The organism is Pseudomonas thivervalensis, assembly GCF_001269655.1.
Lineage (GTDB): Bacteria > Pseudomonadota > Gammaproteobacteria > Pseudomonadales > Pseudomonadaceae > Aquipseudomonas > Aquipseudomonas thivervalensis.
This window is the reverse complement of the sequence record NZ_LHVE01000001.1, coordinates 1-19,666: the sequence shown is the minus strand read 5'-3', so window position 1 is coordinate 19,666 and position 19,666 is coordinate 1. Positions and strand designations below refer to the sequence as shown.

15 protein-coding genes, 1 tRNA gene and 2 rRNA genes are annotated in these 19,666 nt (G+C 62.0%); 2 read left to right on the top strand and 16 right to left on the bottom strand.

What is annotated here, in order from left to right; all coding sequences use genetic code 11:
• Window positions 1-152: 152 nt before the first annotated feature.
• Window positions 153-1,595 carry an NADP-dependent succinate-semialdehyde dehydrogenase gene (gene gabD / locus AD659_RS00085; RefSeq protein ID WP_053117123.1) on the bottom strand — a complete coding sequence of 481 codons (1,443 nt, stop codon included), beginning with the start codon at window positions 1,593-1,595 and terminating at the stop codon, window positions 153-155.
• 350 nt (window positions 1,596-1,945) lie between these two features.
• On the opposite strand from gabD, the gene AD659_RS00080 reads away from it, so the two are divergent.
• Window positions 1,946-2,022: transfer RNA gene (locus AD659_RS00080), tRNA-Arg, on the top strand.
• A 261-nt stretch (window positions 2,023-2,283) separates the two neighbouring features.
• Here AD659_RS00080 and AD659_RS00075 read toward each other — a convergent pair.
• The 7 genes from AD659_RS00075 to AD659_RS00050 form a co-directional block, all read right to left on the bottom strand.
• Complete coding sequence (locus AD659_RS00075; protein ID WP_053117121.1) at window positions 2,284-2,904, bottom strand: hypothetical protein; 621 nt, start codon at window positions 2,902-2,904, stop codon at window positions 2,284-2,286.
• Window positions 2,901-3,473 carry an RNA polymerase sigma factor gene (locus AD659_RS00070; protein ID WP_053118163.1) on the bottom strand — a complete coding sequence of 191 codons (573 nt, stop codon included), beginning with the start codon at window positions 3,471-3,473 and terminating at the stop codon, window positions 2,901-2,903. Before AD659_RS00070 ends, AD659_RS00075 begins: the two co-directional genes overlap by 4 nt.
• Window positions 3,474-3,648: 175 nt before the next feature.
• A complete protein-coding gene (locus tag AD659_RS00065; RefSeq protein WP_053117118.1) occupies window positions 3,649-5,322 on the bottom strand; it encodes a vWA domain-containing protein in 1,674 nt (557 codons plus the stop codon).
• Window positions 5,323-5,499: 177 nt separating this feature from the next.
• On the bottom strand, window positions 5,500-6,081 hold the full coding sequence (locus AD659_RS00060) for a hypothetical protein (protein ID WP_053117116.1): 582 nt from the start codon (window positions 6,079-6,081) through the stop codon (window positions 5,500-5,502).
• A gap of 114 nt (window positions 6,082-6,195) precedes the next feature.
• On the bottom strand, window positions 6,196-7,509 hold the full coding sequence (locus tag AD659_RS00055) for an MFS transporter (RefSeq protein ID WP_053117114.1): 1,314 nt from the start codon (window positions 7,507-7,509) through the stop codon (window positions 6,196-6,198).
• Window positions 7,510-7,547: 38 nt separating this feature from the next.
• Window positions 7,548-7,721 (bottom strand): hypothetical protein, encoded by a 174-nt coding sequence (locus AD659_RS29910; RefSeq protein WP_167352827.1) that lies wholly within the window; start codon window positions 7,719-7,721, stop codon window positions 7,548-7,550.
• Between the two features lie 156 nt (window positions 7,722-7,877).
• Window positions 7,878-8,438 (bottom strand): YbhB/YbcL family Raf kinase inhibitor-like protein, encoded by a 561-nt coding sequence (locus AD659_RS00050; RefSeq protein WP_053117112.1) that lies wholly within the window; start codon window positions 8,436-8,438, stop codon window positions 7,878-7,880.
• 139 nt (window positions 8,439-8,577) lie between these two features.
• Here AD659_RS00050 and AD659_RS00045 point away from each other — a divergent pair, with 139 nt between their 5' ends.
• Window positions 8,578-10,110 (top strand): FAD-dependent oxidoreductase, encoded by a 1,533-nt coding sequence (locus AD659_RS00045; RefSeq protein WP_053117110.1) that lies wholly within the window; start codon window positions 8,578-8,580, stop codon window positions 10,108-10,110.
• 50 nt (window positions 10,111-10,160) lie between these two features.
• Here AD659_RS00045 and pgaD read toward each other — a convergent pair whose 3' ends face one another.
• The 8 genes from pgaD to rrf (AD659_RS00005) all read right to left on the bottom strand — a co-directional run bounded on the left by pgaD (window position 10,161) and on the right by rrf (AD659_RS00005) (window position 19,569).
• Entirely contained in the window at window positions 10,161-10,667 is a 507-nt protein-coding gene (gene pgaD / locus AD659_RS00040; protein WP_053117108.1) for a poly-beta-1,6-N-acetyl-D-glucosamine biosynthesis protein PgaD, read from the bottom strand.
• On the bottom strand, window positions 10,664-12,019 hold the full coding sequence (gene pgaC, locus AD659_RS00035; protein ID WP_053117106.1) for a poly-beta-1,6-N-acetyl-D-glucosamine synthase: 1,356 nt from the start codon (window positions 12,017-12,019) through the stop codon (window positions 10,664-10,666). Before pgaC ends, pgaD begins: the two co-directional genes overlap by 4 nt.
• 1 nt (window position 12,020) lies before the next feature.
• On the bottom strand, window positions 12,021-14,018 hold the full coding sequence (pgaB, locus tag AD659_RS00030; RefSeq protein ID WP_053117104.1) for a poly-beta-1,6-N-acetyl-D-glucosamine N-deacetylase PgaB: 1,998 nt from the start codon (window positions 14,016-14,018) through the stop codon (window positions 12,021-12,023).
• A 12-nt stretch (window positions 14,019-14,030) separates the two neighbouring features.
• Entirely contained in the window at window positions 14,031-16,511 is a 2,481-nt protein-coding gene (gene pgaA / locus AD659_RS00025; RefSeq protein WP_053117102.1) for a poly-beta-1,6 N-acetyl-D-glucosamine export porin PgaA, read from the bottom strand.
• A gap of 245 nt (window positions 16,512-16,756) precedes the next feature.
• Entirely contained in the window at window positions 16,757-18,262 is a 1,506-nt protein-coding gene (locus AD659_RS00020; RefSeq protein ID WP_053117100.1) for a YdgA family protein, read from the bottom strand.
• Between the two features lie 157 nt (window positions 18,263-18,419).
• Complete coding sequence (locus AD659_RS00015; protein ID WP_053117098.1) at window positions 18,420-19,055, bottom strand: hypothetical protein; 636 nt, start codon at window positions 19,053-19,055, stop codon at window positions 18,420-18,422.
• A 175-nt stretch (window positions 19,056-19,230) separates the two neighbouring features.
• Window positions 19,231-19,346, bottom strand: a 5S ribosomal RNA gene (gene rrf / locus AD659_RS00010).
• A gap of 107 nt (window positions 19,347-19,453) precedes the next feature.
• Window positions 19,454-19,569 (bottom strand): 5S ribosomal RNA (gene rrf / locus AD659_RS00005).
• Window positions 19,570-19,666: the final 97 nt, after the last annotated feature.

Below are 19,666 nucleotides of genomic sequence, written 5' to 3'. Positions count from 1 at the left end.
TCATCGGTCGGCGTGGTCCAAGGAATACATGGCGGGGAGGCAACTGCGACAGCATGCGATGATCGACTGCCGCAGCGTTCCGGCCACAAGAAACAGAACGGGTGAAACGCGCAAGGGGACAGCGCTCTCGTGCCCCTTGCGCTTGAAGCGGATCAGATACCCAGGCAGAGGTATTTGATTTCCAGGTAATCCTCGATGCCGTACTTGGAGCCTTCACGGCCCAGGCCCGAGGCCTTGATGCCGCCGAACGGCGCGACTTCGTTGGAAATCAACCCGGTGTTGACGCCGACCATGCCGTATTCCAGGGCTTCGGCCACACGGAACACACGGCCCAGGTCGCGGGCATAGAAGTACGAGGCCAGGCCGAACTCGGTGTCGTTGGACATCGCGATCACTTCGGCTTCGTCTTTGAAGCGGAACAGCGGCGCCAGCGGGCCGAAGGTTTCTTCTTTCGCCACGGCGGCGTTGTTCGGTACGTTGGTCAGGATGGTCGGCTCGAAGAAGTTGCCTTCCATCGCCTTGCCACCCGACAGAACGGTCGCGCCTTTGCTGACCGCGTCGGCGATGTGTTCCTGTACCTTGGCGACTGCCTTGCCATCGATCAACGGGCCGGTGGTAGTGCCGTCTTCCAGGCCGTTGCCGATCTTGAGCTTGGCCACCGCCGCCTTGAGTTTTTCGGCGAACGCGTCGTACACCGAATCCTGAATGTACAGGCGGTTGGCGCAGACGCAGGTCTGGCCGTTGTTGCGGTACTTGGAAATGATCGCGCCTTCGACGGCCTTATCCAGGTCGGCGTCGTCGAACACGATGAATGGCGCGTTGCCGCCCAGCTCCAGGGAGACTTTCTTGATGTCCTTGGCACACTCGGCCATCAACTGGCGACCGATCTCGGTCGAGCCGGTGAAGGACAGCTTGCGCACGATCGGGTTGCTGGTCAGCTCGCCGCCGATGTCGCCGGCGCTGCCGGTGACCACGCTCAGCACGCCTTGCGGAATGCCGGCACGGTGCGCCAGTTCCACCAGGGCCAGGGCCGAGAACGGGGTTTGCGAAGCCGGCTTGATGACCATCGTGCAACCGGCGGCCAGGGCCGGGCCGGCCTTGCGGGTGATCATCGCGGCCGGGAAGTTCCACGGGGTAATGGCCGCGGTCACGCCGATCGGCTGCTTGATCACGATCAGGCGCTTGTCAGGCTGGTGGCCGGGAATCACGTCACCGTAGATGCGCTTCGCTTCCTCGGCGAACCATTCGATGAACGAGGCGGCGTAGACGATTTCGCCCTTGGCTTCGGCCAGCGGCTTGCCTTGTTCCATCGTCATCAGGCGACCGAGGTCGTCCTGGTTCTCGATCAGCAATTCGTACCAGCGGCGCAGCTTGTTGGCGCGCTCCTTGGCGGTCAGCGCACGCCAGGCCGGCAGTGCCTTGTCGGCGGCTTCGATCGCACGACGGGTTTCGGCAGCGCCCATCTTCGGCACAGTGCCCAGTACTTCGCCCGTCGCCGGGTTGGTGACCTTGATCGTCTGACCATTGTCCGCATCGACCCAAGCGCCATCGATAAAGGCTTGCTGGCGGAACAACTGGGTGTCTTTAAGCTGCATGTCGGCTTTCCTTAACAGCACCGCGCGCACGCGGAGCGAATTAGAGTTGTAGAAAGGCGCCTCGGGGGCTGCCGTCAGGGAAATCATTCACCGGGCTGAAGCACAGAAATAACGCACATAAGCACAGACGTGCGGTTCAGCACCCAGACAAGAGCGTTTGAAATCTCAAACGAATCCTAGGGCCGATGGGGGTGAAGGACAATAGGCTGTTCGAAAAAAAGAACGAAAAAGCGGGATTTGTCCGTTTTTTCTGATCAGCGTAGCCATGAGTCGCCAAGCAGGCCGAAAACAGACGGCAAATCAGCAGCATGGACGCCCGCCACGCATATGAGTATCATGGCGCCCGCGCTGCACCAGTAGCTCAGCTGGATAGAGTACTGCCCTCCGAAGGCAGGGGTCGTGGGTTCGAATCCCGCCTGGTGCACCATATCGAAAGCTAGACCTGTCCCGGACAGTCTACGCGCTCCAAAAAACCCGCCCTGTGCGGGTTTTCTTGTTTTTGCTGCCTTGTGGCGAGGACGCTTGCTCCCGCTCGGCCTGTAGGAGCTGCCGAGCGAAGCGAGGCTGCGATCTTTCCCCTGACGCTTGAATCTCAAGCGAAAGATCAAAAGATCGCAGCCTTCGGCAGCTCCTACAGCGCAGCCCAGCGGGAGCAAGCTCCCTCGCCACGGACGTTGACTCGCCGACCTCAACGCTTCTGCAACGCCTCCAACCGCGCCGGCAAATCCTCCTCGGGAAAGCGCTTATGCAGCGCCAGCAGTTTCTCATCAGCAGCCTTGCTCTCACCCGCCTCGCGCAAGCGCAGGATCTCCAGCAAGCCTTGCTCCAGCGATGGCAGTGCAGCCGGCGCGGATTTGCTCATCTTCGCCGCTGGCTTTTCCGCCAACGATTGCACAGGGCTTGCCGGGGCCCGGGCCAGTTCGCCCTGGGGCGCCATGCGGGTGATCGGTGCTGCGGGGGCGGGCATGGCCGGTGGGGGTGCAGCGGCAGCGGCGGGCGCTTGCCGATCGGCGGAAAACTCCATCGAGGCGGGTGAGGCCAGTTCGTCGTGGGGCACGGGCGAACGCAGCACCAGGCCGATCATCAGTGCGACGCCGGCGACCGTGGCGAATGCCATTTGCCAGCGCGGCCGTTGGCAGGCCTGGAGCCAGCGTTGCCACAGGCTTGGCGTGGGTGTCGGGGCTTCGCGACGGGCAGTGGCCAGGATGAAGGCGTCCAGGGCGGCCGGCGGCTCGCCGCTGGTGTGCTGGCGAAAATGCTCGATGAGTCTTTCGTCGTCGGCATCCGGGGTGTGTTTGGGGTCGATCATGCGGGTACCTCCTCGGCCAGCAGTCGCTGCAATTTCTGCTGGGCGTAACGCAAGCGGCTTTTGACCGTTTCCAGCGGGACGCCGGTCAGGGCGGCAATCTGTGGCAGCTCCAGGTCGCCGTGCAGGCGCAGCAGGAAGACTTCACGCTGGTGCTCGGGCAAGGCCTGCAACGCGGCGTCGAGACGCGCCTGGTCGCGGCTCAGGCTCAGCTGTTGCTCGGGGCCGCTGGTGTCGTCGGGCTGGACGTGCATCTGCTCGTCATAACTGTCGTGCAACGGGTTGTGGACGCCATGTTTGCGCCAGTGGTCGATCAAACGGTTGCGGGCAATCTGGAACAACCAGGTACGAAAAGTCGCCCGGCCTTGTGGCTGGGTGGTGCTGCGAATCAGGCTGAGCCAGGTGTCCTGGAAGACTTCCTCGGCCAGTTCGGCCTTGTTGCTCAAAGACACCAGGAAACGGTAAAGCCCTTGCCGATGGCGGGCGTACAAGGCTTCGAAAGAAGCCCCGTCGCCATTGCGGTAGCGGGCCAGCAGCGATTCGTCGCTGGGAGAATCAAGCGCAGCGGGCATGTGGGTGTGGAACTCCTTTGCGGTCATTGCAACACAGTCCTGGCAGCTAACAAGGGAACCCTGTGGGAGCGAGCTTGCTCGCGATGGCGGTGCATCAGTCGACATCAATGCCAACTGGTCCGACGCTATCGCGAGCAAGCTCGCTCCCACATTTTGATCCTCGTTGTTGCCAGGATCAGCGTTTGGCCGCGGGCTCAAGGCTCTGGGCCAGTTCCACCAACTGCACAAACTCGGCGCGCAGCCCGAACGGATCATCGCCGCGGGCCGAGCGCGCCAATTGCGCGGTGTCCTTCAAGGTCATCGGCCCAGTGTAGCGCCCATCGCCCTTGAGCTGTTGGGCGAAGGCCGCCACGGCGGCGGAGAAACGCAGGTCATCGCTGGGCTTGCGGTCGTCCTGCACGCTGGCGATGGGATGCTCGATCAATCGACTGCTCCCGCCCTCAGCCGGCTTGTAGCGTACGCGCAACATCGCCAACTCCCCTGACGTGCCCTGCGATTGTGGCGCACTCCCGTAGCGCAGCGGCTCCAACCAGCCCGGCGCGCCCTTCGGAACGATTTCATACAAGGCCGTCACCGTATGCCCGGCGCCAATCTCGCCCGCATCGACTTTGTCGTTGTTGAAATCCTCACGCTTCAATGCGCGGTTCTCATAGCCAAGCAGGCGATATTCACTGACCTGGGCGGGGTTGAATTCCACCTGCAACTTCACGTCCCGCGCCACTACCGCCAGGGTGGAACTGAGTTGGTCCACCAGGACCTTGCGTGCTTCGAGCAGGTTGTCGATGTAGGCGTAGTTGCCGTCACCAGCGTCGGCCAATTGTTCCATCAGGTGTTCGTTGTAGTTATCCACACCGAAGCCCAGCGTTGTCAGGGATACCCCGCTTTTACGCTGGTCCACCGCCATCTGCTTGAGGCTGTCGAAATCACTGATGCCAACGTTGAAGTCGCCGTCGGTGGCCAGCAGGATGCGGTTGATACCCTTGTCGATGAAGCTTTCCCGCGCCATCTGGTAGGCCAGCTCGATACCCGATGCGCCTGCGGTTGAACCCCCGGCGTCGAGTTGATCGATGGCGTTGCGGATGGTCACCTTGTCACGACCCGAAGTGGGCTTGAGTACCACCCGGGATTCACCGGCATAGACCACCAGGGACACTCGGTCCTGGTCGCGCAATTGGTCCACCAGCAGTTTCAGCGTGCTCTTGACCAGCGGCAGGCCTTCGCGACGGTCCATGGAGCCGGAAACGTCCACCAGGAAAACCAGGTTGGCCGGCGCCAGGTCCGCCACGGCGCGGTCACTGGCCTTGATGCCGATGCGCAGCAAGCGGGTGTGGGGGTTCCACGGCGATGGGGCCACCTCGGTGGTCACGCCAAAGGGTGAACCGTCAGTGGGCAGGGCATAGCTATACGGAAAATAATTGACCATTTCCTCCAGCCGCACGGCGCCTTCGGGTGGCAGGCTGCCTTGATTGAGCAAACGTCGCACATTGGCATAGCTGCCGGTATCGACATCCACGCTGAAGGTCGAGACCGGCGTTTCGGCGACGCCGTGAATGGGGTTGTCCGGCAGTTTTTCGTACTGTTCACGCGGCTCGGCACGATAACCCGCGATGGCATCGCTCGCCACGCTGGGGGCGGGCATCGCTGCCGGTTTCATGAGCATGCGCTTGACCGTCGACTGACGCACTTCGGCGATCTCGCCTTGCGGTACGACGCTGGGTGCCACAGCCACCGGCTCGGACGGATTGGCCGTCTCCCGGGATGAAGAAGCCCCACAACCGGCCAACGCCACCAGCAATGTCACGGCGAAGCCTTGGGCAGCAGGACGCATAAAAAGAAGTGGACGGGACATGGGCTGAACCTCGTGAATGAATGATTCGTACACAGGGTCAGACGCGAGGCATGTGTGGTTCGGGTTAACGACCAAGAGATATTTTTTTAGCGCTGCGAAAACCGGGCCGGCTACCTTAAAAGTGGCCAGCCCTGTGCTGCGACTGGAGCAATCGCCGGCGCGCTACAGCAGGCATTGCTAGCGGGACGGAATGCCCCGCAGATCGTTGTCGATGAATCCGCTCAAATGGCCGGTGTAATAGTCCTCGACATCAGCGTTGCCTCTGTTCGTGAGGGCGCCTGCAATGCCTCTCATGGCTTCAAGTTGCCCGATCGCCCCGCCCGGCATCAGCCCCTGGCGGGCCTGGGCAAAGTGCAACACCTCGACATCGGCCTTCTTCACCTTGACTTGGTAATTGAAATCGACACTGGCCAGATACGTACCGTCGGCAACGATATTGCTCATGAAGCCACCTTGGGTATCTTGAATACGGCGCGCATAGACGGCATTGATATCCAACAGATAGTCAGCGGTTTCCTTGCTGGAGGCATAACGATTGCCGTCGAGCAGGCGGACGATCAGGTCGGTGTGCAGCTTGTCGCGAACTTGTTCGTCAGGCAGGAAGCGTTCGTTTTTGCCGAGGACTTCAACGTTGAACGTGTCGATCCAATAGGTGGCGGTCTCGGGGATCGCCACCGGCGCAGGGGAAATGTAGTAATCGGGCTTGGAAGCGCAGCCTGCCATAAGGCAGAGGGCCAGGAAGAGGCTAAATACTCGCATGTTTGAATTCGTCCTTGAGGGGTAGCGACGTGAATGGCGGCTGCATTCTACGGGGTTTGAACGCGCGCTCAAGTTGTCTGGTCTTGCAGAGTGCGGTCCGATTGAAAATCCCGATTAGGCTTCACACGCCAATGACTGCTGCGCTGCCTTGCCATGCCGCCCGGGAAAATACGCCGCCGCAGCCACGCCCACCGCGCCCATCACGACGCAATAGCCCACGCACACCCACGGGCTCCATGGCACCAGGGCGATCAGCATCAACGGGGTCATGCTCGCCCACAGGGCATAGGCGATGTTGTAGGTGAGCGAGATGCCGGATACGCGGATTTTCGGCGGGAACAGGCTGACCATCACCGACGGTACCGCGCCAACCACGCCGCAACCCAGGCCGGCCACGGCGTAGGCCACGCCCAGCCAGGCGCTGCCGCTGATCAGGCTGGCGTAGAGCACGGCGATACCCACAGGCAGCAGCAAGCTGTAGAGCATGACGGTGCGCCAGGCGCCGATGCGGTCGACGATCAGGCCGGCCAGGACGCAGCCGATATTCAGGAAGACGATGCCCAGGCTGCTCAGGGCGAAGGTATGGCTGGGGGTCATGCCGAAGCTTTTCTGCATCACGGTCGGGGTGATGACCACGAACACCACCACGGCCGAGGTCAGCACGCAGGTCAGGATGGCGGCGGGCAGCAAGGCCTGGCGGTGGTCGCGCAGGACCGTGCGCAACGGCAGTTCGGCAGCGCCTTCGCGATTGGCTTGCAGGGCCATGAAAATCGGCGTTTCGCTCAGCCAGCGGCGCAGCCAGACACCGATCACACCGAAGACCCCACCCAGCAGGAACGGCAGGCGCCAGGCGTAATCGAGAATCTCCGCTGGCGTGTAGATCCGCGCCAGCGCTGTTGCGGTCAGGGCGCCCAGCAAGTAGCCGAAGGTCAGGCCGGCCTGGAGGAAACCCAGGGCATAGCCACGATGATGCGGCGGCGCGTGTTCGGCCACGAACACCCAGGCGCTTGGCACCTCACCGCCCACCGCCGCGCCCTGCAGGATACGCAACGCCAGCAGCAGCAACGGTGCGAAATAGCCGATTTGCGCGTAGGTCGGCATCACCCCGATGAGCAGGCACGGCAAGGCCATCATCAGAATGCTCAAGCTGAACACCCGCTTGCGCCCCAGGCGATCGGCGAAGTGCGCCATGAGAATCCCGCCCAAGGGCCGGGCCAGGTAGCCGGTGGCGAAAATCCCGAAGCTTTGCAGCAAGCGCAGCCAGTCGGGCATTTCCGGCGGGAAGAACAACTGGCTGAGGGTCAGGGCGAAGAACACGAAGATGATGAAATCGTAGATCTCCAGCGCGCCGCCCAAGGCGGCCAGGCCCAGGGTCTTGTAATCGGATCGGCTGAATCGGTCGCCGGGTAGAACAGGGGTGGCAGTCATAGGCAGATTTGAACGATAGGTTGAAAGAGGGCGACGGCTCAGTCGTCGCGATCAGTGTCCACCGGTTTAACCGGTGGCTGGCCTGGCTCGGCGTCTTCGGCCTCGTCGGCAGGCAGGAAATCCTTGCGGCTCTGGGCGATGGCCCGGCGCATTTCGTCGCCCTTCGTGGGGCAGTTCAGGAGGCGGGCGATGCCGTCGGGTTTCTGCGTCATCGCCATCCTCCGGCATGAGTGAACAGGGGCTCGATAGTGCTCGCTTTTGGTGCTTGATGCCAATGTTGTGTCTGGGGCAGTGCCTTTATGGGGGGCTGCTTCGCAGCCCAGCGGGAGCAAGCTCCCTCGCCACAGGGGTTTCGCGCCGTTCGCGGGTCAGCGGTGGTAGCGGCGCACTACGCTGCTGTTGCGCAGGACGTGGCCTTTGATTTTCTCCATCAGTTGGGGCCGTGTGAGACCGGCGGGCAGGGCTTCCGGTGGCAGGTCCAGGGCGAAGAGCTGGATCAGGTAATGGTGAGCGCTGTCGCCGATAGGCGGGCAAGGGCCGATGTAGCCGTGGGTGTTCTTGCTGTTGATACCGCTCATGCCTTCCAACGAAGACTTTGTGCCGGCACCCGCCGGAATCTGCCGTGTGGTGGCCTTGATGCCGTAGTGGATCCAGTGATCGACTCCCTGGCCCCGTTGGCCGTCCGGGTCCAACATGACGATGGCGTAGCTAAGGGTGCCCGGCGGGCCGGCGTTCCAGCTCAAGGCCGGGGAAATGTTCTTGCCGCCACAGGTGTTGGCGTCACTGGCCGCCGCCGCTGTGAAGAGGCGGTCGTCCGACACGCCAGGGATGCTGAGGGTGAAACGCTCCTCGGCCTGGACAGCCCCTTGTGCGCACAGCACCAGGGCGACGGCCGCCAGCCAAGGGGTGAAAGTATTCAATCGGGTCATACCGGGGCACCTTGTGCGTGTCTGGCCAGGGACGGCTTGCGAACTATAGCCGCAGCTTCGCCCAGGGTGCAGTGACAATTGCGCTGAACCTCGCTCCGGCCCAGCGACTCCAAAGGGAAACGCCTGCCGGAGAACGCTCATGTCTCTGCATCAAGTCGCCCGTTTCGCCGACGTTCGCGAAGACCGTGGCCTCGAAGTCAACATCAACGACACCCCTATTCTGTTGCTGCGTTCAGGCGATCAGGTGCGTGCCTTCCAAGGCAAATGCCCCCATGCCGGCGCCCCACTGGTCAAGGGCGCGGTGTGCCATGGACGGCTGATTTGCCCATGGCACAAGGCGGCGTTCCGGGCCGAAGACGGCGCCCTGTGCGAGCCGCCGGCCCTCGACAGCCTGGCGCGCTATCACGTCGAGGTGCGGGACGGTGACGTCTGGGTCGATGACCAACCACTGCCGGCCGATAAAATTCCGCCGGCCGACGATGCGCGCACGTTTGTCATTATCGGCGCCGGTGCGGCCGGTACGGCTTGCGTGGCGGCGCTGCGGGAGAAGGGGTTTGGCGGACGAATCCTGATGATCGACCGCGAAGCTGAAGCCGGTTACGACCGTACGGTGCTGAGCAAGTATGTGTTGGCCGGCGACATGGCGATCAAAGAGACGGCGCCGCTGCGCGATGAAACTTATTTCACCCAGCAACGCATCGAAAGGCTCCACGGCGAGGTCACCCTTTTGGACCCCGGTGCACGGCAAATCCAGCTCGCCGATGGCCGGCGCCTGGACTACGACGCCGCGCTCATCGCCACAGGCGGGGAGCCGAAGACGCTAGCGCTGCCTGGCATCGATTTGCCGCAAGTCTTCGTGCTGCGTTCGATCGCCCACGCCCGCCAGATTCTCGATGCCGTCCGACCAGGGCAACGGGCGGTGATCATCGGCGACAGTTTCATTGCTATGGAAGTCGCTTCGTCCCTGCGCAAGCACGAGCTGAGCGTCACTGTCGTGGCCCGGCACCCGGTGCCGTTCGCCGCGCAATTGGGCGAGAGTGTCGGCCAGGCCATCCTGGCTCGGCACCGGGCCAACGGCGTGGTGTACCACACCGACGGCGAAGCGGCGCGGATCGAGGGCTCCCACAAGGTCGAAGCCGTGGTGCTGGATAACGGTCAGCGTTTTGCCGCAGACGTGGTGATCATCGGCGTCGGCGTGCGCCCGGCCACCGAGCCGTTTGCACAGTTAGCGCGGGAACAGGACCAGTCACTGTCCGTTGACGCGGGCATGCGTGTGGCTGATGGCGTATGGGCCGTGGGTGATATCGCGACCTTCCCCCTGAACGGCGCGCCTGTGCGCATCGAACATTGGCGCCTGGCCCAGCAACAGGCGCGCATCGCCGCCGCGAACATGCTTGGCGGCGACGAGCATTATCTGGACGTGCCGTTTTTCTGGACCTATCACTTCGGCAAACGCTACGACTACCTCGGCCACGCCGAGCATTGGGACGAAGTGGAATTCAAGGGCACGCCCGAACATCCGCCCTTTATCGCCCTGCTGGGCAAGGACGGCCTCGTTGCCGCCGCGGTGGCCTGCGATGAAGGCCGGGCGATGGCGGCATTGGCCCAGCGCATGAAACAGCCGTTGCCGGTGGACGAGGCATGGCGGCTGGTCCGGGATTTCTCGTCCTAGCCCCAAATCCCCTGTGGGGCTTGCTCGCGATGGCGGTGGGTCAGCTTGCATCAATGCACGGACTGATCGGCCGGCAAATGGATAACCCGTGGCCGCTCCAGCGGTGCCAAGGGCGGTGGTTGCAGCTCCGGGCTGAGCAAGTGGAAATGCGGCACGACATGGCTGATGTCGCCCTCCTGGTTGTTGTGGATGATCTTCGAGCCGGGCTGGCGCAGCGTATCCAAGCGCTCGCCGGTCAACTTGAAACTGGCGCTCAAGCCTTGGTCATCCACCACTGGAGCCGGCAGCCGACGCTGGGCGAAGCTGCGGCTTTTGCGCTGTTGATAACGCGCCCAGGTAATCAGCAGCACCGCGTTGACCAACGCGATCCAACCATAGACTTGCAGGGTTCCCAGGGTGTCGAACAACGACCCTCCCAGACGCGGGCCGGCCTGGCTGTCGAACAACGGCCACAACCCATTGACCAGCAAATACAACAGCCCCACCCACGCCAGCACGGTGAAAAGCGCATCGATGACCACCAGAAAAGGCCGCTGCCGGGTCCTGATAATTTTCATCGGATCACTTCCTCTTCCTGATCATCGAACGGTTTGATGCCGCGATCCGGACTGATCCAGCGCGCACGCTTCTGATGCTGGCCGAACAGCACTTTGGGAAAGCTCACCAGCGTGGTGAACAGGCTGATCAGCCAGAACACCAACGGGTACCAGACCACCCAGAACATGATGTGCCACAGGCCTTTTTCGTAGCGCCGGTCGATCAGGATGCTCACCGCGAACTGCAGCAGGCACACCACCGCCAGCAGCAACCCGGTGAAGGCAGGCGGCATCAGGTGATCCACGGCAATGGCCGCTGGCATTTCGACGAACTTGCCGGCGCCCCAGAAAATCACCGACAGCAGGAAGGTGAACGCCCAGCCGGTGGACAGGCAGTATTCGAACAGCAGCGGCCACAGGTAGCGGTGGCGGTATTGCCAGATGCCGCGGATGTTCTTGAACAGCACTTCGGCGCCACCCTGGGCCCAGCGCAGCCGTTGCCGCCACAGGCCGCGCAGGGTTTCGGGCATGAGGATCCAGCACAGCGCGCGCGGCTCGTAGAAGATGCTCCAGTGATCCAGTTGCAGCTTCCAACTGATGTCGATGTCTTCGGTGATCATGTCCGGGCTCCAGTAGCCGACCCGATGCAGGGCCGTGCGACGGAACGCGACGATCACGCCGGACACGGTGAAGATCCGCCCGAAAACCCGCTGGGTGCGTTTGATCAAACCGATGATCGAGGAGAACTCGCCGACCTGGACACGACCCACCAGGGTCGAGCGGGTGCGGATCCGCGGGTTGCCGGTCACCGCGCCGAGACGGGCATTGTCCAGCATTGGCGCCACCAGATAAGCACAGGTGTTCGGCGCCAGCAGCGCATCACCGTCGATGCACACCAGGTATTCGCTGCGCGCCGCGATGGCGCCCATGCGCAGGGCGACCGCCTTGCCCTGGTTTTCCGCCAAGTGCAAGACGCGCAGACGCGGGTCTTCCGCCGCCAGTTGATCGAGCATCTGGGCGGTGTTGTCTTTGGAGCCGTCGTTGATGGCGATGACTTCGATGTTCGGGTAGTGCTGGCCCAGCGCCGCGTGAATGGTGTCGGCGACATTGTCACCTTCGTTGAAACACGGGATCAGGATGCTGATCAGCGGCTCGCCCGCCAGGGCCGGGGGCAAGGTGTCGTCCTGCCACGACCAGTGGCGCTCCCAGTGCAGCCAGAAATACAGGCCGCCGGCGATCCACAGCCCGGACATGAACAGTGGGTAAAAGAACACGAAGTCCATCAGGAATTGCCCGGTGACCAGGAAGATCAGGCCCAGGGGCACCCCAAGGACGATCGCCAGCACCAGCAGGGCGAGCAGTCTGTCGAGCATGTCAAGGATTCCACTTGTTGGAGAGCGCCGGCCGCACGGTTTTCACAGCGGGCTGGTCTTCGATGAAGTTGTCCGGGTAGTAGCCGAAGCTGGTCACGCCTTTGCGCTTGAGGCGCCCCATCCAGTCGGCCAGTTGTTCGCCGTCGATGTCACTGACCGGCTTGCTGTGCCAATCACGAGCCTGCAGTTCGAACACTGTGCGTTTGAGCGCGCCGGGGCGAGCCTTGACGGTGTCCACCAGGCGTTCGAGCCAGGGGCCGGATTGCTCGCGGGTCTGCTTTTCCATCAGCGGCATGGCCATCGGTGCCGTCCAGTCGTAGGCGCCGAGGAAATCGTCGAGGTTTTGGGCGAACCAGGCTTCGCTTTCCGGGTTGAGCATCGGCTCGGCAAAGATGTTGCGCGCCGTCAGGACCTGCGGGCCACGAATCGCCCGGACCTTGGCGGTCAGCTCATGGGTGAAGTCGATCAGGTAGCGGCTCTTGAAACGGGTCCAGCGGCGCATCGCCGCCGGATCGTCCCGCAGGGCGGCGATGGACGTCGGCAAGCCCTGGGCGGCATAGACTTTCAGGGCCGCGGGGCTGGCATCCTCGAAGTCGGAGAACACGGCGTCGTCATGGTACAGAACGCCATCCAACGAGCTCATCCGCGCCAGGTCCTGGTAGATCTCGCCGATGACCTTGCGCACGTTCGGGTCGAACGGCGACAGGCGCACGTATTGGTCCGGGGCGACGCCGGTCTTGCCGGTTTCCGGATCCCAGCGCTGGACCCGTGGCAACTTCGCGTCCAGGGCGAAACTGAGCACCGGCATCCAGGCATAGACCTTGGCATTGGCCCGGGTGCGCAACTGCCAGGCAACCCGATCGAACAGGTCGGCACGTACCGGCAGATGACGGTTGGGGAAGTACAACGAGTGCACGAGGCCGTCGCCTTTCGGATCGGCGAAGGCTTGCAGGAACACCGTATTGGCGCCCAGGTCGGAAATGCGCTGGACCAACTTGCCGACGTTGGCCTCCTGCTGCACCGGGTCTGGATCGTAGACGTAATCCAGGTCGACGTGCACCACACGCATCGGGTCCAGCGTCTGCACCGACACGATGCTTTCGGCGAAATGAGCGCCATCCGGATCGGACGCCACCAGGAAGCGTGGGCCGCTCATCAGGTTATCCAGGCTGTCGAGACCGTCCTCCAGGGTCAGGGCCATCTGATAGCCCTCGGCGCCAATCACCTGCAACGCCGTACCATCGGCCTCACCGTAAGGCCAGACCCAGACGCGCGGGCTGTAGCCGGCGACCTTGCGGATCTTCTCGGAAATGGCCGCCACGTCCTTGCGCAGCCGAGCCTGGAAATCGGCCTCTGTCTCGTAACGACCTGTGGCGGGGTCGTAGCGTCGGGTGGTCGCAGCGGGTTGCTGGTTGCCTTGCGGGTTGGCCAGTACACCTTTGTGGTTGGCGTCGGTATGGGCGGCGATTTCCACCAGGCCCGATTTCGACACCTCGCGAATCTGTTCCCAGGTCAGGAATTCCGAGCGCTTGCGCGGCACCCCGGCGAAATCCACCGTTTTATCCAACGGCGTGTCTACCCAACTGCCGACCGGGGCGAGAATTGCCGGCCAGTTATAGGCGCGCAGGATGGGCATGACGCGGGTATAGAAACTTGAGTAGCCGTCGTCGAAACTCAGCAGCACCGCACGCGGCGGCAGTTCCGGGCCGCCATTGCGGGCCGTGATGATCTGATCCACCGTGACCGGCTGGTAATTGTTCTCCCGCAGCCACGCCAGCTGTTCGATCAGTCGTTCGGTGCGCACGGCCACCAGCGCCTGGTCCGGGTCTCGGTCATCGACATCGTGGTAGGCGATGCCGAGCACATGGTTCTTCGGCCACGGGGCATCGTTGGCCGCCAGCGGACGTTGCGAAGGTGGCGTGAACGCCGGGGCTTGCTGGGCACAAGCGCTGATCAGCAAGACCCCCAGCAGAAGGATGAATCGCGAAATGACAGGCATCTTCAAACTCTTCTAGAAGCGGTAGGTGAGGTCGACAAGCAGGCGCAGATCGCTTTCGCGATCGCCGTCGTAGGGGCGGTTGAGCCAGCTCAGCGCGGCACCGGCCTCCAGCACGTCATTCCAGATGAAACGTTGGCCGTAGCTGAGCAATCCCATGGCCCCGGTGTTGTAGTCGCGTTGGCTGTAGGTACCGGCACCGACCTGGAACTGCTGGCTCCACGTGGTTTCGTAGCGGCGATACAAGACGTGGTTGGCACTCACGGTCGGCATCACGCTGAAATCCGCTTTCGGGTTGAAATAGGGCACTTCGTTGGAGCCGCTGTTGCGGCTGGCGCCCACTTCCAGACCCAGCTCCACTTGCAGGCGCGGTGCGCTGTAGATGCCCTCGCGGCCGGTCAGTTGGGTTTCGAGACGGTTGTTGCCGTCGCTGAAATGGGACGGGCTGACCGCCAGTCGCCACTCGCGGCTTTCATTGGCCCGCCAACGGACGAAACCACTCCCGCCGTTAGCGCGAATGCCGCTGTTGAGCGCCCGCAGCGGGGTATTGGCCGAGAGATAGTCCAGGCTGCCGCCGTACTGCCAGTGGTCGTCAATGTCTCGTGCCACGGCCACACGCGCGCCCTGCTTGTCGCCGGAGCCATACGAATGATTGGAGACTTCCGCTTCCAGGGTCATGTCCCGGGTGCGACGCTCCACACCCAGGCGCTGCCAACGGTGATGGCCGGTGCCTTCCTCGAAATCACCGGTGGCGTAGCCGGCACCGCCGAACAGCCGCCAGTCTTCATCGATGGGCGGGCTGTAGAGCAGCGTTTCGATACCAAAGTCTCGGCTGCCGGTGACTGCACCGGCATCACCGTTGCCACCGCCATAACTCTTGCCGGTGTAGGCCTCGATGCGCAGCTCGGCCATGTCGTGGACCTCGCGCTGGCGTTGCAGGCGCTTGACGTGAGCGTTCTCCGGGTAGCGGGCGACCACATCGTCGGTCAGCGCATCCATCTGCCGCCATTCCTGCAAATCCATGGCGGCGCGGGCCTGGGCGATTTCCAGATCACGGTTGCGCGGGATCGTCGCCTCGACTTCTTTGAGCAGGCTTTCCGAACGGCGCGGCCAGTCCCGGGCCTGGTACAGATCGGCCTGGGCCAAGCGCATCCCCGTGTTGCCGGGACCTTGATTGACCAGGGTTTCCAGGCGCGCCTCGGCAGAAGGCAAGTCGGCGCCATAAGTACCCGCCTGGGCGGCGAGTTGTTGGGCGTCCATCCATTCATCGTTGGGGTTGCCGATCGGCAGCCCCTTGAGTTCGACGCGAGGACGCTGGGACTTCGCCATGTCTTCGGCCAGTGCACGGGCCTCTTCGGATTTTTCACTTTCCAGCAACGCGTAGTAGAGCGCAGTGCTGTCTTCAAAGCGCTCCGCAGGATCGGCATCCGGCGCGATCAGAACCCGGCGGTACAGATCGACAGCGATTTCCGGCTCTCGTTGCTCCAGATAGGAAGAGGCCACCCAACGCAGGGCATAAGTGGGAATGCTCACGCCCTCGGCGATCAGCTTCTGGAATTCGGCAATCACTTCAGCCCGACGGGCGCGGGCATTGAGGGCGCCCATGCGATCGATGCGCCAACGGAGTACGTCGTCATGGGCCTCGGCCACCGGGGTCCAGGTGGCGAGCAACTTGTCGTAGTCGGCGAGGGCGCGGTCGGCGATGACGAAGCGCTCCTGTTCGCTGCGGCTGGCCATGTCCGCCAGGCGCACTCGTTCGGCGGCAACGTCACCTTCCAGGCGCCGCTGCACGCCACGGTCGATCAACCCCGGCTGCAGGCGCGCCAGGCGCAGCGCCGGCTCCGGCAGCCGCGCGCGTTGCAGGGCGTAGATGTATTCGCGGGCAACCTCTGGACTGTTGCCGGCACGGGTGAAGGCCTGGTCGTATTCGAACAGCGCTTCGTGGGGGCTGTTGGCGCGGGTCAAGGCATAACCCAGTGCCAGCCGACGCATCGGATCTGTCGGCTTGGCAGCGACCAGGGCCTTGGCACGGGTGACAGCTTCGTCGGGCTTGCCGGCATCGGCCTGGGTCAAGGCCAGGCCGAGTTGCAAATCAGGATTCTGAGGGTCGATCACCAAGGCCTGGCGGTACAGCTCGGTCGCCGCATCCCAGCGCTTGAGGTTGCGATAGGCACGAGCCGTTGCAGTCAACGCTTGGACGGGCAGCGCTCGATGGCGGCCCTGGGTCTCGTAGACCTTCACCACTTCGGTGTCGAAGCCGGCCCAGCTGGCGATCTGCAGGTGGTCGCTGATCTGCGCGGCGCTGGCCTGACCGGCCGGTACTTGGCGCAGCACCGTCAGCGCCGGCGTGTAATGGCCCGCCCGGGCGTCGAGCACCATTTGATCATAGGCGGTATCGGCAAACGCCAGCACCGGCCAGCACAACTGGCTGCACAGCGCGAGGCGAAACAACGGGCGCAAACCCTGTTGAATAAAAGGACCCACAGTACGCGGCATTCGTCAGCATCCTTACATGGCCAGCCGGGTCGCAGTGCCCCCTTGCCCATCAAACAGGAAGCCGGATCAAAGGAATCCAGCCAAGCTCTAATGGGCCTAGTCTTGCACTCCCGGGCAGGTCATTTTTCAGAACGCCACAATTCTTCAGAATCGATACAGATTTCGCCGCAGCGCTGATCGGTGGGCATAAAAAAACCCGGCCGTGCGTGATGCACGGTCCGGGCTTTAGGTGCAGCTTGAACGGCTTACTGGATGGCGACGCCACCACCCAACTTGTTCATCACGAATGCCGAGAATTGCTCAACGGTCATTTTCTGGCCGTTGAAATCGACCTGATTGTTAGCGTAGTGCAGCTTGGTCACGACGTCGTTGCCTTCGAGGGTCGCCAGTTGAGTGCCGACTGCCATGGCACTGAACATGTCGCTGGTGGCAGTGGCTTGATCAGCGATCAGCTTGGCGTCCGTCTGGCCTTCCATCTGCGCTTGCACGGTCATCAGGTCCACCAGCATCGGCTTGGACACCTTGAGATTGAAATCCAGCAGGGCGAGCAACTGGCGCCCCAATTCGTCCGGCGGCAGGTCCATGGACTGTGGCTTGGTCAGATCAACGATCAGGCTGGCACGGCTTTCACCGTTGGCGGTGTTGAACGACAGATTTTCCAGGGCCACTTGCGGGGCACCGGCCAGGAGTTTTTCCAGATCGGCTTTGACCTGGGCTTCCTCGGCTTCGGTCAAACTCAACTCTGGCGCTGGCTCACCGGCTGCTGCGGCCTCGGCAGCGGCTTTTTCGTAGGGTTGCAGCTTGGTCTGGTAAATCTGCATCAGCGACATGGTGGCCGGGATGTCCAGGTTCTTCAGGCTGACCGCCATCTGCGCCGACCCAATGGTCTTGTCGTTGAACGACAATTCACCGATCTTGTAATCGGCACGCCCCGAAGCGCTGGTGCCGTTCTCGCTGCTGCTGTTCTTCATTTCGAAGTTCTTCAGGCCCAGCACCGACTTTGGCTCGCCAAAGGTGGCCTTGGTGCTGCTCATCAGCAGGGTGTTGTCACCCATGTAGTAACCGTATGAGCTCTTGCTCAGGTTACTGGCCAATGTCAGGCCGCTCAGCTCGACCTGCACGGGCGTCTGGTCTTCGGTGACGGTGGTCAACTTGAAGCTGTCCATGTAGCCGTCAGCCTTGACCTTCTGTCCTTGGGCGCTGGCCGCCAGGTCGATTTTCAGGCCGGAGAAGGTGAGCTGGGATTGTTCATCCAGCTTCGTTTCCAATGGCAGCAGTTCGTAGGTGCCATTGATGGACTGGTCGTAACCCAGGTTGACTACACCTTTGAGCGGGGACTGGTCCTTGGTGGCAGCGAACCACTTGTCAGTCAGTGGATTGCGCTCGAGAGCGGTGTGACTGGTGGCCATGACCGGCAGCCATTTGAGCGTGATCAAGCGCGAGAATGGCAGTGGACCGTGCTCGATCCGGTCGACGAAGAGCAGCTCGACCGACTCGCCACCGAACATTTCGCCTTCGCCTTTGAGGCGGTAGTGGGCGGTGCTGCTGAATGTGCCACGGTCCATGGAAACCAGCTCCAGAGCGGCGGTGCTGTTGGACCCGGCCAAGGCTGTCTGCATCTGCTTATTGCTATCGGCAATCGCGTTTTTCAATACGCCTTCAAGTTTGGTCCCGGTGTACCAGGCGCCGCCCGCGCTGATAGCCCCGACTGCCACGACAATTCCCAGAAGTACGCTTGCTGATTTATTCATGAGTGACCCGATCGATATCCATGGTTGAAGAAAGCCGTCGTCTTCCGTGACCCGCAAAGGGTGTGGCTCGACGCCGCAAAGAGGAGGGGAGATTACCATCAGGCACCCCTGCGGGCCCAATGTTTATAGGGGTAAAAACGTTTTCTTGAGAGGTGGTCTACGAATATTGGAGTTCGATCTCGTCGAGCTGATGATCAAACGTCTTGAGCCGGGCCGTCCAGGTGTACACCAGCACTTCGAAATCGCGATTGATCACCGCCGCGCCTGATGACTCTGCGCGTGAATCGCAAAAATCCAGCTGGTAGCGCTCCCGCGCCATGGCGTTAGCCACGTCACACAATTCACGGGCATTGTTGAGCCAGTGCCAGTCGTCTTGGGTGACCTGCTTGTCCAGAGCTGCGCACTGGACTTTCAGGGCTTCCAGGCTTTTTTCCAGTGGGGTACCGGTAAGCTCACCCATGACTTCCTGGAACGTGCGGCCAGGCTGCCAATAGCTGCCCCAGAAATAACGGTCAAACACCGTTTCGACACGACGCAGCGCCACCTTGGTGTCCCAAATCAGCACCAGGGTCTTGCCTTGCTCGAGGTGTTTTTTCTTGATGCGTTGGCCCTGAAGCGATGCCCAGGCCACGATTGCAATGGATATCACGCCAATCAACGCCGCCGCGCTATCGAGGAACAACAGCGCCTTGTCGATCTGGTGCGTAAGCATGACGCCATAGAAATAAGTGGCCGAAAGCAGCAGCAATGCCGCAGTGGCGCACCAGAAGCCGGGAGCATAAGGGTTTTTCATTATTGGAATCCCCATGACCAGTGACGTCGCGGGCCCTTTTGATCGCCAGAGCCCGACTCTCACAGCATAGCAACGGCATTGGGGGTTTGCCGGGGCATCAGGGACTCGATCCGATTACCGGCCCAAAACGACAAAAACCCTGTCTGCGATGCAGACAGGGGTTTTGGGAATTCAATCTTGACGATGACCTACTCTCACATGGGGAAACCCCACACTACCATCGGCGATGCATCGTTTCACTGCTGAGTTCGGGATGGGATCAGGTGGTTCCAATGCTCTATGGTCGTCAAGAAATTCTGTGTCCGACCCGTCCAAAAACAACGTGTCGGTAAAATCGATGACTTCTACTAAAAACAAAACCCCTACCTGCATCAGCAGATAGGGGTTTCGGAATTTAATCTTGACGATGACCTACTCTCACATGGGGAAACCCCACACTACCATCGGCGATGCATCGTTTCACTGCTGAGTTCGGGATGGGATCAGGTGGTTCCAATGCTCTATGGTCGTCAAGAAATTCGGTAGCCGGTGCGTGCCTTGCGGTCACGTGCCAGCGAATGGGTATGCGATAGTTTGTGTGTTGCTTTGAGTTTTCGAACTTTCGGTTCGTT

Bases quoted from the DNA above. Each gene is read 5' to 3' on its own strand.
- gabD (WP_053117123.1), bottom strand. From the start codon at position 1,595: ATGCAGCTTAAAGACACCCAGTTGTTCCGCCAGCAAGCCTTTATCGAT.
- AD659_RS00075 (WP_053117121.1), bottom strand. From the start codon at position 2,904: ATGATCGACCCCAAACACACCCCGGATGCCGACGACGAAAGACTCATC.
- AD659_RS00070 (WP_053118163.1), bottom strand. From the start codon at position 3,473: ATGCCCGCTGCGCTTGATTCTCCCAGCGACGAATCGCTGCTGGCCCGC.
- AD659_RS00065 (WP_053117118.1), bottom strand. From the start codon at position 5,322: ATGTCCCGTCCACTTCTTTTTATGCGTCCTGCTGCCCAAGGCTTCGCC.
- AD659_RS00060 (WP_053117116.1), bottom strand. From the start codon at position 6,081: ATGCGAGTATTTAGCCTCTTCCTGGCCCTCTGCCTTATGGCAGGCTGC.
- AD659_RS00055 (WP_053117114.1), bottom strand. From the start codon at position 7,509: ATGACTGCCACCCCTGTTCTACCCGGCGACCGATTCAGCCGATCCGAT.
- AD659_RS29910 (WP_167352827.1), bottom strand. From the start codon at position 7,721: ATGACGCAGAAACCCGACGGCATCGCCCGCCTCCTGAACTGCCCCACG.
- AD659_RS00050 (WP_053117112.1), bottom strand. From the start codon at position 8,438: ATGACCCGATTGAATACTTTCACCCCTTGGCTGGCGGCCGTCGCCCTG.
- AD659_RS00045 (WP_053117110.1), top strand. From the start codon at position 8,578: ATGTCTCTGCATCAAGTCGCCCGTTTCGCCGACGTTCGCGAAGACCGT.
- pgaD (WP_053117108.1), bottom strand. From the start codon at position 10,667: ATGAAAATTATCAGGACCCGGCAGCGGCCTTTTCTGGTGGTCATCGAT.
- pgaC (WP_053117106.1), bottom strand. From the start codon at position 12,019: ATGCTCGACAGACTGCTCGCCCTGCTGGTGCTGGCGATCGTCCTTGGG.
- pgaB (WP_053117104.1), bottom strand. From the start codon at position 14,018: ATGCCTGTCATTTCGCGATTCATCCTTCTGCTGGGGGTCTTGCTGATC.
- pgaA (WP_053117102.1), bottom strand. From the start codon at position 16,511: ATGCCGCGTACTGTGGGTCCTTTTATTCAACAGGGTTTGCGCCCGTTG.
- AD659_RS00020 (WP_053117100.1), bottom strand. From the start codon at position 18,262: ATGAATAAATCAGCAAGCGTACTTCTGGGAATTGTCGTGGCAGTCGGG.
- AD659_RS00015 (WP_053117098.1), bottom strand. From the start codon at position 19,055: ATGAAAAACCCTTATGCTCCCGGCTTCTGGTGCGCCACTGCGGCATTG.